At 68.0% G+C, this 13907-nt stretch carries 12 protein-coding genes; 5 read left to right on the forward strand and 7 right to left on the reverse strand.

What is annotated here, in order from left to right; all coding sequences use genetic code 11:
- Window positions 1-60: 60 nt before the first annotated feature.
- From ACPUER_RS15780 to ACPUER_RS15805, 6 genes are all read right to left on the reverse strand, one after another.
- The gene (locus ACPUER_RS15780) at window positions 61-1581 is read right to left on the reverse strand and encodes a diguanylate cyclase (protein ID WP_425131542.1); all 1521 of its coding nucleotides are present in this window, start codon (window positions 1579-1581) and stop codon (window positions 61-63) included.
- 448 nt (window positions 1582-2029) lie between these two features.
- On the reverse strand, window positions 2030-3502 hold the full coding sequence (locus ACPUER_RS15785) for an NAD-dependent succinate-semialdehyde dehydrogenase (RefSeq protein WP_175963439.1): 1473 nt from the start codon (window positions 3500-3502) through the stop codon (window positions 2030-2032).
- Window positions 3503-3590: 88 nt separating this feature from the next.
- Window positions 3591-4082: an Lrp/AsnC family transcriptional regulator gene (locus ACPUER_RS15790; RefSeq protein WP_034182400.1), complete on the reverse strand. Its 492-nt coding sequence runs from the start codon at window positions 4080-4082 to the stop codon at window positions 3591-3593.
- A 97-nt stretch (window positions 4083-4179) separates the two neighbouring features.
- The gene (locus ACPUER_RS15795) at window positions 4180-5580 is read right to left on the reverse strand and encodes an aspartate aminotransferase family protein (RefSeq protein ID WP_425131543.1); all 1401 of its coding nucleotides are present in this window, start codon (window positions 5578-5580) and stop codon (window positions 4180-4182) included.
- A gap of 160 nt (window positions 5581-5740) precedes the next feature.
- The gene (locus ACPUER_RS15800; RefSeq protein ID WP_425131544.1) at window positions 5741-6667 is read right to left on the reverse strand and encodes a 2-hydroxyacid dehydrogenase; all 927 of its coding nucleotides are present in this window, start codon (window positions 6665-6667) and stop codon (window positions 5741-5743) included.
- 12 nt (window positions 6668-6679) lie between these two features.
- Window positions 6680-7540 carry a GNAT family N-acetyltransferase gene (locus tag ACPUER_RS15805; RefSeq protein WP_175963442.1) on the reverse strand — a complete coding sequence of 287 codons (861 nt, stop codon included), beginning with the start codon at window positions 7538-7540 and terminating at the stop codon, window positions 6680-6682.
- 22 nt (window positions 7541-7562) lie between these two features.
- Between ACPUER_RS15805 and ACPUER_RS15810 the strand changes: the two genes are divergently transcribed.
- The 3 genes from ACPUER_RS15810 (at window position 7563) to ACPUER_RS15820 (ending at window position 10365) form a co-directional block, all read left to right on the forward strand.
- Entirely contained in the window at window positions 7563-7883 is a 321-nt protein-coding gene (locus ACPUER_RS15810) for a hypothetical protein (protein WP_425131545.1), read from the forward strand.
- A 65-nt stretch (window positions 7884-7948) separates the two neighbouring features.
- Complete coding sequence (locus tag ACPUER_RS15815) at window positions 7949-8617, forward strand: haloacid dehalogenase type II (protein WP_175963443.1); 669 nt, start codon at window positions 7949-7951, stop codon at window positions 8615-8617.
- Between the two features lie 209 nt (window positions 8618-8826).
- Window positions 8827-10365 (forward strand): methyl-accepting chemotaxis protein, encoded by a 1539-nt coding sequence (locus ACPUER_RS15820; RefSeq protein ID WP_175963492.1) that lies wholly within the window; start codon window positions 8827-8829, stop codon window positions 10363-10365.
- A gap of 54 nt (window positions 10366-10419) precedes the next feature.
- On the opposite strand, the gene ACPUER_RS15825 is transcribed toward ACPUER_RS15820, so the two are convergent.
- Window positions 10420-10764 carry a cupin domain-containing protein gene (locus ACPUER_RS15825; RefSeq protein WP_425131546.1) on the reverse strand — a complete coding sequence of 115 codons (345 nt, stop codon included), beginning with the start codon at window positions 10762-10764 and terminating at the stop codon, window positions 10420-10422.
- A gap of 496 nt (window positions 10765-11260) precedes the next feature.
- Between ACPUER_RS15825 and ACPUER_RS15830 the strand changes: the two genes are divergently transcribed.
- Window positions 11261-12847 (forward strand): ABC transporter substrate-binding protein, encoded by a 1587-nt coding sequence (locus ACPUER_RS15830; RefSeq protein ID WP_175963444.1) that lies wholly within the window; start codon window positions 11261-11263, stop codon window positions 12845-12847.
- Between the two features lie 79 nt (window positions 12848-12926).
- Window positions 12927-13880 carry an ABC transporter permease gene (locus ACPUER_RS15835; protein WP_425131547.1) on the forward strand — a complete coding sequence of 318 codons (954 nt, stop codon included), beginning with the start codon at window positions 12927-12929 and terminating at the stop codon, window positions 13878-13880.
- The last annotated feature ends 27 nt before the right edge of the window (window positions 13881-13907 follow it).

Raw genomic sequence — 13907 nt, forward strand, 5'->3', positions numbered from 1 at the left:
CAGCCCTCGCGCGATGATGACGCCCGCCGCCACCGCGCCCGCAGTCGACCGCAATGGCCCTCAAGCCGATTGCGCAAGCGATCCCGTGTCGCCGCGGCACACGCGGTTTCTACCGTGGCGCTTCGCCGTATACAACGCGAGGTCTGCCTGATGCGTGAGCATGTCGATGGACGTCGGGCGTGCGCGATGCCCGGTCGCGTATCCGATGCTCACTGTAAAAGCCGGAACCGTCTCGGCGAATCCGGCGAGCTGGTTGCGTTCCACTTCGGCGCGAATGGCCTCGGCGACCTTCGCGGCGCCGCTTTCATCCGTATCCGGCAGCACCGCGACGAACTCTTCGCCGCCGTAGCGCGCGGCGATGTCGGCGCGCCGCCGCGTGTGAGTCCGGATGCATTCGGCCAGGAATCTCAGTGCCGTGTCACCCTGCGCATGCCCGTATCTGTCGTTGTACTGCTTGAAGTGGTCGGCATCGATGAACAGCACCGACAGGCTGCCTTCATTGCTGCGCTGGAGTCGCTTCCATTCGTCGACCAGCGCGACGTCGAGCGCCCGGCGGTTGTTCAGGCCCGTCAGCGGATCGGTGCGGGTGAGATCGGTCAGCAAGGTCTGCTTGCGAAGATTGTCCCGCAATGCGAATGCGAGCAGCCAGACGACCGCGCAGAAGAACGCGCAGATGAACGAGGCCGACACGCCGACCGACCATGACATACGAGTGAAGCCGGCCAGCACGTCGCGCTCGGCAGGGGCGACGACGGCAATCAGCGGGGTGCCGGGCACCCGCTGGAACGTATAGAGCCGCAAGGTTCCGTCGATGCGCGAGTAGGCCGCATAGAACCCCGACTCCTGGTTCAGCATGCGATCGAAGACCTTCGATCGGCTCAGGCGGACCATCTGGTGGTCGCTCAGCGGCGGATTTCTGGCCAGGATGGTGCCGTCCGTGCGCAGGATCGCGCTGATGCCGTTCGGCCCGACGTTCAGCCGGGCAAGCAGCTGATCGAAGTACGCGAGGTCGATGGCGACAACCGCGATCCCGTTGAATGTGTGGTCCGGCCGTTCGACGCGCCGGGACAGCGCGATGGACTTCGTGCCGTTGCGCGAGCGCGCGCGATAGGCCTCGGATACGTAAAGGCCGACGTTCGCCGCGTCGCGATGGACCTTGAAGTAGTCTCGATCGCCGAAGTCCCAATGGTGAGTCGGGCCGCAACACCCGTCGATCAGGCGGCCGTTCTGGTCTGTCACGCCCATTCCGGTCACGTATTGCGCGGCCGCGCGCTGGAACAGCAGATCGTGCCGAAGCCCGGCGTCCATGTGCCTGACTTCCGGTTTGCCGAGATCGGATGCGAGTGCGATCAGTGCGTTGTTGGACGTTTCGACGGTCCGCGCGATCTCGCTGACCAGCACGGCGGCGACGTTGCGCGAAGTCTCGTGCGCGTGCTCGACGACGCCGCTTCTCATGGCCCACAGCGTCATCGCGCTGATGCTCAGCGCGGCGAGCGACATCAGTGTGCCGAGCGCGCCGACGACAAGATGGTTTCGTCCCGCCCGGTCGGCGATTTTCTCGATGCAAGTGGATGCGGACATGCTCGCGCTCGTGGGGGAAGCCAGGTGCGATGACCGAGGCTGCGCTGAAATCCGGGTTAACGGCAGGTAAGCGAGGAAATCGAGGTCTGCATGCGAAACGAATCGGCGCGGCGTTGCCGCAAACGTGTGCGGCCGCCGCGCCGGTCGAGTTGAAGCCGATCCGTCAGGCGGGCGCTCCGGATTCGTCGACGAGCCGCCCGAGCCGTACGACGGTGACGCCGCGCCGCAATTGCCGCAGCGGCGGCATCACGAGCACGCAGTCGGCATGCGATGCCGCGACGGGGACGTCGTTCGACCCATCGCGTTCGGGCCGGCCTCGCGGGACGCGAAGCGGCAGACGCGGTCGGCACCGGTATCGTTCGCGCGATGCGGCGCAAGGCCGGGAAGCGAAACGTCGGCCGTCATCGCGGCGTGCCGTGCATCGAGCGTGCAACGCGGCGCCGCGGAATCAGTCGAGCCCGCCCTGGCACAGGTACTTGATCGACAGGTAGTCGTCGAGGCCGTAGCGCGAGCCTTCGCGGCCGTAACCCGATTCCTTCACGCCGCCGAACGGCGCGGCTTCGCTCGCGAGCGCACCTTCGTTGATCCCGACGATACCCGTTTCGAGCCGCGCCGACACGCGCGCGATGCGCCGCACGTCCTGCGTGTAGAAATACGCGGCGAGCCCGAACGGCGTGTCGTTCGCGGCGCCGACGGCTTCATCCTCGGTATCGAACCGGAACAGCGCGGCGACCGGCCCGAAGGTTTCCTCGCAGGTCAGCTGCATGTCGGCGGTGGCGTCGGCGAGCACCGTCGGCGCGTAATAGTGCGGACCGAGCTCGACCAGGCGCTTGCCGCCCGTGAGCACGCGCGCGCCGCGCTCGATCGCGTCGCCGACGTGGCGCGCGATCTTGTCGACCGCGCGTGCGTTGATCATCGGGCCGATCTGCGCGGCCGGATCGGTCGCCGGCGCGACCTTCAGCGCGGCAACGCGTGCTGCGAGCTTCGCGGCGAATGCATCGTAGACGCCGGCCTGCACGTACACGCGGTTCGGCGACACGCAGGTCTGGCCGCCGTTGCGGAACTTGGCGGCCATCAGCCCGTCGACGGCGGCGTCGAGTTCGGCATCGTCGAACACGATGAACGGCGCATTGCCGCCGAGCTCGAGCGACAGCTTCTTGAGCGTTGCGGCCGATTCGCGTGCGAGCAGCTTGCCGACGGGCGTCGATCCCGTAAACGTGATCTTGCGCACGCGGCCGTCGGCGAGCCAGTCGGCCACCGCGTCGATGCCGTGCTCGCGCGATGCGGCGATCATGTTCAGCACACCGGGCGGCACGCCGGCTTCCTGCGCGAGCAACGCCAGCGCGAGTGCCGTGAGCGGCGTGTCCTCGGCCGGCTTCGCGACGACCGTGCAGCCGGCCGCGAGCGCGGGCGCGATCTTGCGCGCGATCATCGCGAGCGGGAAATTCCACGGCGTGATCGCGGCGACGACGCCGATCGGCTCCTTGACCGCACTCAGCCGCTTGCCGCGCTGCTGCTGCGGAATCAGGTCGCCGTAGGTGCGGGTCGCTTCCTCGGCAAACCACAGCACATACGACGCGCCATACGCGACTTCGCCGCGCGCTTCGGCGAGCGGCTTGCCCTGTTCGCGCGACATCAGTTTCGCGAGATCGTCGGTGTGCGCGACGATCGCCGCATGCCATGCGCGCAGGATCGCCGCGCGTTCGCGGGCCGGCGTCGCGCGCCACGCGGGCAGCGCGCGCACGGCCGCGTCGGTCGCGGCACGTGCGTCGGCCGCACCGCTGTCGGGCACGTCGGCCACGCGCTCGAGCGTTGCCGGATCGGTGATCGTGAAGCGACGGCCGTCGAGCGCGTCGCGCCACGCGCCGTCGATCAGGTTTGCACTGCGAACGAGTTCGGTGCGGGAGAGGGTAAGTGACATGGCAGATCCTTGGATGAGGGCGGCCCGACGGCGGCAGGCGGGCGCGTCGCGACGACGCGCGTACGGCGTGGCCGCCGCCCGCCGCTCGTCAGTGCCGTTCGCCGAACAGCGATTCGAGCGGATAGTGCCGCTTGACGAACGGCGACTTGATGATCACGTAGCTGAAATACTTCTCGATGCCGATGTTCTGCTCGAGCAGCCCTTCGACGATCGTCTGGTAGTGGCTCACGCTGCGCGTGACGAACTTGAGCAGATAGTCGTAGCCGCCGCTCGCGAGATGGCACTCGACGATCTCGTCGACATCGCGGATCGCTGCGACGAACCGGTCGAAGTCCTCGCGTCGGTGGTCGGCGAGCGTGACCTCGGTAAACACCACCTGCACGTCGCCGAGCTTCTCGAGCTGGATGTGCGCGCCGTACCCGGCGATGTAGCCGGCTTTTTCGAGCCGCTTCACGCGGATCAGGCACGGGCTCGGCGACAGCCCGACCGCATCGGCCAGTTCGACGTTGGTCATGCGCCCGCGCTTCTGCAACTGGGAAAGAATGCGCAGGTCGATCCGGTCTAGCTTGCTGTCCGTCATGTTCGCGTGAGAAGGCAGAAATGGAATGTCCGGTTACTTTAGAGTCGAACGGTAGCCGCCACAAGTCCGGCTTTCCCTCGCCCGCTTCATGCCCGCGTCACGCCGGCTGCGCGTGGGCGGCGTCGAGCGCGCGCTGCACGCCCGCGTCGGCCAGCACGTCGTCGAGCGTCTTGCGCACGCGTTCGAACATCAGGTCGAACTCGCCCGCGGTGAAGCTCAGCGCCGGCGCGAAACCGAGCACGGCGTCGCCGAATGCGCGGAACACCACGCCGTTCGCGTACGCGGCGGCGGCGATCTTGTCGGGCAGGTTCAGCGCCGGGTCGATGCGCGTCTTGCGTGCCTTGTCGGCCACCAGCTCGAGCGCGCCGAGCAGGCCGACCGAACGGGCGTCGCCGACGAGCGGATGCGCGCGCAGCGCATCGAGCCCCGCGGCGAAACGCGGCGCCATCGCCTGGCCGTTCGCGAGCAGCCCGCCTTCGTGATAGAGCTTCAGCACTTCGAGGCCGATCGCGGCGCTGACCGGATGCGCGGAATACGTGTGGCCGTGCCCGACCACGGCGGTGTCGGCGCGGCTGCCCGCGATCCCTTCGTAGATTTCGTCGGACATCAGCACCGCGCCCATCGGCGCATAACCGGCCGTCAGCCCTTTCGCGACGGTCATCAAGTCCGGATCGACCTGCTCGGTCTCGCACGCGAACAGCGGGCCCGTGCGGCCGAAGCCGGTAATCACCTCGTCGGCGACGAACAGGATGCCGAGGCGCCGGCATGCGTCGCGCATCGCCTTCAGCCAGCCCGCGGGCGGCACGATCACGCCGCCGGAGCCCTGCACCGGCTCGCAGAAGAATGCCGCGACGTTGTCCGCGCCGAGTTCCGCGACCTTCGCTTCGAGGGCGGCGACGGACGCGGCGATCAGCGCCTGCGGATCGTCGCCGAGCGGGTGGCGATACGGGTAGGGCGACGGAATGTGGTGCTGGTCGGCGCGCGGCAGATCGAAATGGCGATGGAACGCGGGCAATGCGGTGAGCCCGGCGCCGAGCGACGACGAGCCGTGATAGCCGCGCTCGAGCGCGATCATGTGCTTCTTCGACGGGCGGCCGGTCGCGTTGAAATAGTGCGTGATGAAGCGCACCGCGGAATCGACGGCGTCCGAGCCGCCGAGCGTGAAGTACACGCGGTTCAGCGACGCGGGCGCGAGCGCCGCGAGCCGCTCGGCAAGCTCGATCGCGGGCTGCGATCCGAAATGGAAATAGCCGGTCGCATACGGCAGCTTCGCCATCTGGTCGGCCGCGGCCTTCACGATGCTGTCGCGGCCGTAGCCGACGTTCACGCACCACAGGCCGGAAAACGCATCGAGCAGCGTGTGGCCTTGCGCATCGCGCAGGAACACGCCGTCGGCGGAGTCGAGCACGGTGACGCCGCGCGTCTCGTGCGTACGGTAATTGACGACCGGATGAATCAGGTGTTGGCGATCGGCTTCGATCAGCGCGGAGTAGGTCATGGCAGGGCGGGACTCTCGTCGGGTGTCAGCGTGAGTTCATGCTACCGGGCGGGAAATCCGCACGCGTCTTCAATTTGTCGCTTGAAACGTATGGATACGGCGTTTGCACGGGGCGCTTCGGCATTTTCTGCTGCGCGCCCCGCCGGGCCGGGCGCGCGCGTCAGTAACCGCGCATGCGATCGACGACGCCGATCATCGGCTGGCCCGCGCGATGGCGCGCGAGGTTCGCGAGCACGGCATCGACCGCGGTATCGGGCCGCGTCGCGCTCGCGATGTGCGGCGTGATCCGGATGCGCGGATGGGCCCAGAACGGGTGTCCGGCCGGCAAAGGTTCGGGGTCCGTCACGTCGAGGATCGCGCTGTCGAGGCGGCCGCTGTCGAGCGCGGCGAGCAGCGCGGCCGCGTCGAGCTGCGGGCCGCGACCGGCCTGCACGAGCGATGCGCCGGCCGGCAGCACGTCGAACACGCGCGCGCCGAGCAGGCCGCGCGTGCTGTCGGTGAGCGGCAGCAGGCAGATCAGGATGTCGGTGCGGGCCAGGAACGCATCGAGCGCCGCGTCGCCCGCGTAACAGTCGATGCCGTCGAGCGTGCGCGGCGTGCGGCTCCAGCCGGCGCACGGGAAGCCGAAACGCCGCAGCGTGTCGAGCACGGCCTGCCCGAGCGTGCCGAGCCCGAGCACGCCGACGCGGCGGGAGGCGGCCGCGCGCACCGGCCGCTCGTGCCATGCCTGCGCGCGTTGCTGCGCCGCGTAGTCGAACAGGTCGCGATGGATCGTCAGCACGGCCTGCGTCACATACTCGACCATGCCGTCGACGATGCCGGGCTCGATCATTCGCACGACCGGAATGTGCGCGGGCACGCGCGACAGGTCGAATTGATCGATGCCGGCGCCGACCGAAAACACGATCTCGAGGTTCGGCAGCAGCGCGACCGGATCGTCGGGCGGCTGCCACGCGGCGAGGTAGCGCACCGCGCGCGGATCGCCGATGTCCGGCCAGATCCGGAACGCGAGATCGGGCGCCTGTTGCGCGAAGCGCTGCGCCCATTGTGCGCCGCGCACCGGGTCGGCCTTGTAGAGGAAGCTCATCGTGCGTGCCGCTCAGCCGAGCGCCTGGTTGACGATGGCGAACGCGCGCAGCGCCGGATCGCGCGCGGGCGCCGCACCGCGCGCCATCGCGACGACGGTATCGACGCGCGGCAGGCCGAGCCCCTGCAGCCAGTCCGACAGCCCGCTGTCACCGGGCACGTCGATGCGCACGAACATGCCTTCGTGCAGCGCGAGCCAGTGGCTGATCAGCGCCTGCGCGCGCAGCGCGTCCGGTGCGATCACCGGGCCGATCGCGTGGCCGCGGCCGAAACGGCGAAACAGCGCGAAGCCGAGCAGTTCGCCGTCGCGATCGAGCGCGATCCCGTTGGCGACGCCGAGCAGCGCATCGACCACCGCATCGCGCGGGTAGCCGGCCGCGCGCGTGGCGAGCGCCGCGAGTCGCGGGCCGTCGTTGGTGCCGAGCGGCCGCAGCCGCTCGCCGGGCGGCAGCGAAATCAGCGGCGGCTGGAACGCGGCGCCCTGGTGCTGGTCGATCGTGCCGATCGCACCGAATCCGAACTTCACGTAGAGCGGCTCGCCGGCCGGCGTCGCATGCAGGAACACGGTCCGCGGGCCGAGGCTGTCGACGACGCGCGCGAGCAGTTCGCGGCCGATGCCGCGGCCCTGGCGCTCGGGCGACACGATCACCATGCCGAGCGATGCGTGCGACTCGCCGAAGCGCCAGCCGAGCGCGGTGCCGACGACACCGGATTCGTCTTCGGCGACGAAGCCGCTCCCGAGCTGGAGCGCGAAGCGCCAGTCGTCGAGCCGGTGCGGCCACTTGACCGCCTCCGACAGCCGGTGTGCGGCGGGCAGGTCGGTTTCGGCGAACGGGCGATAGGTAAGCGTGCGGGAAGTATTGAGGTCGGACACGCCGGACTCCGGATGGGTAGGAATGACATCTCGACTCTGCCAGCGGCACAGCGGCGCGGATAGGACGATTCGCCTGTTTTCCGGCGGCAGCGGCCGCTCGCGTCAGATCGACGCAAACCCGCTCGATCGGCGCGAACGAACACGCGTATCGTGCCGGCGCGCGCTGCCGATCCGGCAACTCCTGCTGTGGGAATGCCACTACGATGAAGGCACGGTGTCGCTGCCGCTTGCCGGCGAGGCTCGCCGGATCGTGCCGCACATCGTGCTGCACGATCCGTGCAACTCGCGGCGATTGTGCGTTTTGGGCGGCGCCGAACGATGTGCGAACGACTTTTTGCCCTGATTCAATTTCGTTGAACCCAGCCCGTCCCCGGCCCTGCCGGGGCTTCACACCGACAGGACGTCACCATGATCCAATTTGAACCGAAGTACATCACGTTCGACTGCTATGGCACGCTGACCCGTTTCCAGATGGCGGAGCTTGCGCGCGAGATTTACGCGGATCGGCTGTCGCCGGTCGCGATGGAGGACTTCGTGCGCGCGTTCGCCGCGTATCGGCTCGACGAGGTGCTCGGCGCCTGGAAGCCGTACCGCGACGTCCTCGTCAACGCGATCCGTCGCACCTGCGCGCGGATCGGCGTGACGTTCGACGAAGCCGAGGCCGAGCGTTTCTATCATGCGGTTCCGACCTGGGGCCCGCATCCGGACGTGCCGGCCGGCCTGTCGCGGCTCGCGAAGAAGTACAAGCTGGTGATCCTGTCGAACGCAATGGACGACCAGATCATGAGCAACGTCGACAAGCTCGGCGCGCCGTTCCATGCGGTGTTCACCGCGCAGCAGGCGCAGTCGTACAAGCCGCGGATGCAGGGCTTCGAATACATGTTCGGCAAGCTCGGCTGCAAGCCCGAGGACGTGCTGCACGTGTCGTCGAGCCTGCGCTACGACCTGATGACGGCCGAGGATCTCGGCATCAAGCACAAGGCGTTCGTCAATCGCGGCCACGAGCCCGGCACGCCGTTCTACAACTACTACGAGGTGTCCGACATCGGCCATCTCGCGACGCAGCTCGGCCTGTAAGCGCCGCGCCGGCTGCGCGCGAAGGTGCCGTGCGACGCGCAGCCACCCGGGCACACCCGGGGCGAATCCAGGAGCGGCCGGCCCGGCCGCTTCGTCGTGCGCGTACGATCGGCGCACGAAACAAGGGTAATTACCGATGCGATGACGTTCAAGGTAGAGCCGCCAGCGCCGATATATGTACCGAATGGTTAATATCGCGAGGCTCCCGCATGAAGTTGTCCACGAAACTGCTGATGCTCGTCGCGGCTGCGCTGCTCGGCGTCGTATTGCTCGCCGCGATGTCGCTGCAGACGCTGCGCGGCGCGCTGATCGACAGCCGTCGCGAAGAGATCGTCATTCTCTTGACGAAGGCCGAACATCTGGTCAATTCGTACCGCGCGTTGCAGGCGAGCGGTACGCTCACCGCGGATCAGGCCCAGCAGCAGGCAAAAGCCGCGCTGTCGGCGCTCAACGCGGATACGAAAAGCTACTACTGGGTCACGACTGCCGACGGCGTCAACCTGGTTCATCCGAACGCGAAGTTCGTCGGCACGCGGGCCAAGGGCAACCGCACGACCGGCGGCCTGACCGATAGCGAGGCTTACCGTGCCGGGATGGCGCAGGCGCATTTCGCGCTCGTCGACGTGCTGGTCAAGCGCAGCCCCGACGCGGATGCGGTGCCGAAACTGCAGGGCGTGGTCGCCATTCCGGACTGGAACTGGTGGATCGGCACGGGATTCTTTTACGACGATATCGACGCGGCCTTCACCCGGCTCGCGATGGTGCTGGGCGCCATCGCGCTCGTCATCGCCGCGACGCTGGCGGCAATCGCATGGGGCGTCCTGCGCAGCGTCAGGCGCACGCTGGGCGGCGAGCCGGCGCACGCGACGCACATCGCGGCGCGCATCGCCGCCGGAGAACTGGACGTCGAGTTCGATGCGGCCAAGGCCGCGCCGGGCAGCCTGCTCGCGGCGCTCGGCGAAATGAAGGCGCGCCTGACCGAGACGATCGCCGAAATCCAGACCACGACCCACTCGATCGCCGTCGGCACCGGCGAGATCGCGCAAGGCAACCTGGACCTGTCGCAACGCACGGAGGAACAGGCCGCGTCGCTGCAGGAAACGGCCGCCAGCATGGAACAGATCACGTCGACGGTCAGACAGAATGCCGAGAATGCGCGTCAGGCCAACGCGCTCGTCACCACGGCCAAGGAGGCGACCGAACTCGGCGGTGCCGCCGTGCAGGAGGTCGTCGAAACGATGCGGCAGATTTCCGAAGAGTCGGTGCGGATCGCCGACATTACCGTCGTGATCGAAAGCATCGCGTTCCAGACCAACATTCTTGCGCTCAACGCCGCGGTCGAAGCGGCGCGAGCCGGCGAGGAAGGGCGCGGGTTCGCGGTCGTGGCCTCGGAGGTCCGCTCGCTTGCCCAGCGCAGCGCCGCGGCGGCGAAGGACATCAAGGGGCTGATCGAGGTGTCGGTCGAGAAGGTCGGCAGCGGCAGCCGGCTTGTCGAGGCGGCGGGGGTGCGCATGACGGAGATCGTCCGGTCGATCGACCGGGTCGCCGACATCATGGGCGAGATCTCCACGGCCTCCGCCGAGCAAAGCACCGGCATCGAACAGGTGGGCAAGGCGGTGTCGCAAATGGACGAAGTCACGCAGCAGAACGCCGCGCTCGTGGAGCAGGCTGCCGCGGCCGCTTCCTCGCTGGATGAACAGGCGGCACGGTTGAGGTCCGCGGTGGCGGTGTTCCGGCTGGCCGGCTGAGCGGCCTGCCCGGGGGAGAAACCGGGCGCGGCGCGCATGCGCGGCCCGCCCGCGTCAGAAGATCACATACATCTTGCGCATCGTCTCGCGCACGTCCCACAGCCCTTCGGTGTTCGCGGCGAAGAACAGCGTGTCGCCCGCGCCGAACTCGATCGCTTCCTCGCCATCCGGCGCGAACGTGCCGGCTCCGGCGGGGAAATGCATCACCTCCGCTTCCTTCACTCCGCGCCGGTAAGTGCCCGGCGTGCATTCGAACACGCCGGTGTCGAACGCCTCGCTGCCCGGGATCACGACCTGCCGCCTCGACACGCGGGCGCGCCCGGTGCCGGGCAATCCGGCCGTGCCCCGGTCTTCGGGCAAGTCGGTGTCGAAGCAGCGGGAAATCTTCTGAACTTTCATGCGCGGGTGTCCTCGCGGTGGTGGGAAATCGCCCCGGCGCGGCGGCTGCGAGGGCGGCTCACGGTCGCACGCGCGCGCGGCCGGCGCCCGGGGCATTTCGCTCGTTTCGACCCGCGCCGGCCCGCGAGCGTGCAATCGACGCAAAACATGCGGTTTGGGGCCGTCGAACGCGTTTCGGATGCCGAACGGGCAATTTTGTCGGTGCAATCTGCGGCGGCCGTCGCTTTACGATTTTGTTTGTCACGCATCTGTCGCGAATGGATCAGGAAGGGGCGGCGGCACACGCGCTCGCGCAGCAATTCATGCTGCGCGGACGGCCCAAAACGGTCGAATCGTGTCGTGCAGGTGCCCTGAATCGCGACAACCGCCATTTTGGCGGTGCTTAAATGAACTCAATGCGTACGACGTTGCACTCGCTACCAGCAGGCGGGCGCGGCGGGAACCACGAACCACGCTGGACCCCAGGACCCACTTTCCACAGTCAGGAGCAGTTCGGATGAGCGACGATATCGACAACGGCGGTGATCACCGCGGCTTCACGCGCCGCGACATGATGCGGATCATGGCGGCGGGCGGCATGATGGCCACCGGCGCCGGCGGACTGCTGATGGGGACGCAGCCGGCGTTCGCCGCGCCCGCGCCGAAGCGCGGCGGCAAGATCCGCGTGGCCAACGAATCCAGCTCGACGGCCGATACGCTCGACCCGGCCAAGGGCTCGACGGGCGCCGACTACATCCGCTTCTTCATGTTCTACAGCGGCCTCACGCAGCTCGATGCGAGCCTGACGCCGCAGATGAATCTCGCCGAGTCGCTGCAGACGACCGATGCGAAGACCTGGATCGTCAAGCTGCGCAAGGGCGTCACGTTCCACGACGGGAAACCGGTCGGGCCGGCCGACGTCGTGTTCTCGCTGATGCGCCACAAGAACGCGGCGACCGCATCGAAGGTCAAGCCGCTCGCCGACCAGTTCGCCGACGCGAAGGCGACCGGCCCGGACGAAGTCACGCTGACGCTCACGAGCGCGAACGCCGATCTGCCGGTGATCCTCGCGACGCCGCAACTCGTGATCGTCAAGGACGGCACGACCGACTTCACGACCGGCATCGGCTGCGGCCCGTACAAGCTGAAGGCGTTCAAGCCGGGCGTGTCGACGGTCGGTGTGCGCAACGACAGCTACTTCAAGCCCGGGATGCCGTATCTCGACGAGATCGAGCTGATCGGCATCAGCGACAGCGCCGCGCGCCTGAACGCGCTGCTGTCCGGCGACGTGCACCTGGTCAACGCGATCGATCCGCGCTCGACGCAGCGCGTCGCGTCGACGCCCGGCTATGCGCTGAAGGAAACCAAGTCGGGGCTCTATACCGACCTCATCATGCGCAGCGAAAGCCCGCTGACCGCGAACCCCGATTTCGTCGAAGGGATGAAGTACCTGTTCGATCGCGAGCAGATCCGTTCGGCCGTGTTTCGCGGCTACGCGGTGATCGGCAACGACCAGCCGATTCCGCCGGGCCATCGCTACTTCAACGCGTCGCTGCCGCAACGGTCGTACGATCCGGACAAGGCCAAGTTCCTGTTCCGCAAGGCGGGCGCGCTCGGCGTCGCGCTGCCGCCGGTCTATGCGACGTCCGACGCGAACGGGTCGATCGAAATGGCCGTGCTGCTGCAGCAGGCCGGCCAGAAGATCGGGCTGAACCTGCAGGTGAACCGCGTGTCGCCCGACGGCTACTGGTCGAACCACTGGATGAAGCATCCGCTCGGCTTCGGCAACATCAACCCGCGTTCGAGCGCCGACGTGCTGTTCACGCAGTTCTTCAAGTCGGACGCACCGTGGAACGAGTCGGGCTGGAAGAATGCGAAGTTCGACCAGTTGCTGCTCGCCGCGCGTTCGGAGACCGACGATGCGAAGCGCAAGCAGATGTACGGCGAAATGCAGGCGATCGTCGCGCAGCAGGGCAGGGTCGGCATTCCCGCGTTCATCAGTTTCCTCGACGGGTACGACAAGCGGCTCGCGGGCCTCGGCTCGATTCCGACCGGCCCGATGATGGGCGGCATGTTCGCCGAACACGTATGGTGGAACGCCTGACGCCGTCGCCTGCCGCCGCCGCGCGGCCGGTGCGGGCCACCGCCCCGGCCGCGCGCGGCCTTTCCGGGAGTGCCGCTGCATGAACCGAATCCTCATCGGGCTGATCGGCCGGCGCATCGCGGTCACCGCGCTGACGCTGCTGATCGTGTCCGCGATCATCTTCACGATCACGAACCTGCTGCCGGGCGATGCCGCGCAGGCCGCGCTCGGCCAGTCGGCGACGCCGGAAACGATCGCCGCGCTGCGCCAGCAGTTCGGCCTCGACATGCCGGCGCACGTGCGCTACGTGCACTGGCTCACCGGGTTGCTGCACGGCGATTTCGGCCGCTCGCTGTCCGGCGACATGCCGGTGTCGGACATGATCGGCGGGCGCCTGCCGAAGTCGCTCGCGCTCGCGGCGATCACGACCGCGGTATCGGTGCCGATCGCGCTGCTGCTCGGGATACTCGCGGCGGTCAAGCGCGAGTCGGTGGTCGATCGCGTGATCAGCCTCGGCACGCTGTCGCTCGTCGCGACGCCGGAATTCCTGATCGCGACGGTCGCCGTGCTCGTGCTGGCCGTGAAGCTGCATTGGCTGTCCGCGCTGTCGTACAGCGGCCCGATCGAAAGCGTCCACGATTTCCTGCGCGCGTATGCGATGCCGGTGCTCACGCTGTGCGCGGTCGTGATCGCGCAGATGGCGCGGATGACGCGCGCCGCGGTGATCGAGCAACTGAGCGCGTCGTATGTCGAGATGGCCGTGCTCAAGGGCGCGAGCCCCGCGCGCGTCGTGCTGCGCCATGCGCTGCCGAACGCGATCGGGCCGATCGCCAATGCGGTCGCACTGAGCCTGTCGTATCTGCTCGGCGGCGTGATCGTCGTCGAGACGATCTTCAACTATCCGGGCCTCGCCAGCCTGATGGTCGATGCGGTCGGCAACCGCGACTTCCCGCTGGTCCAGGCGTGCACGCTGATCTTCTGCGTCGCGTACCTGATGCTCGTGCTGTTCGCCGACCTGTGTTCGATCGTGTCGAACCCGCGACTGCGGACCTGAGCGTCCCGTCCTTCTCCCGAGATGCCG

The organism is Burkholderia sp. DN3021 (assembly GCF_049805555.1).
Lineage (GTDB): Bacteria > Pseudomonadota > Gammaproteobacteria > Burkholderiales > Burkholderiaceae > Burkholderia > Burkholderia pyrrocinia_C.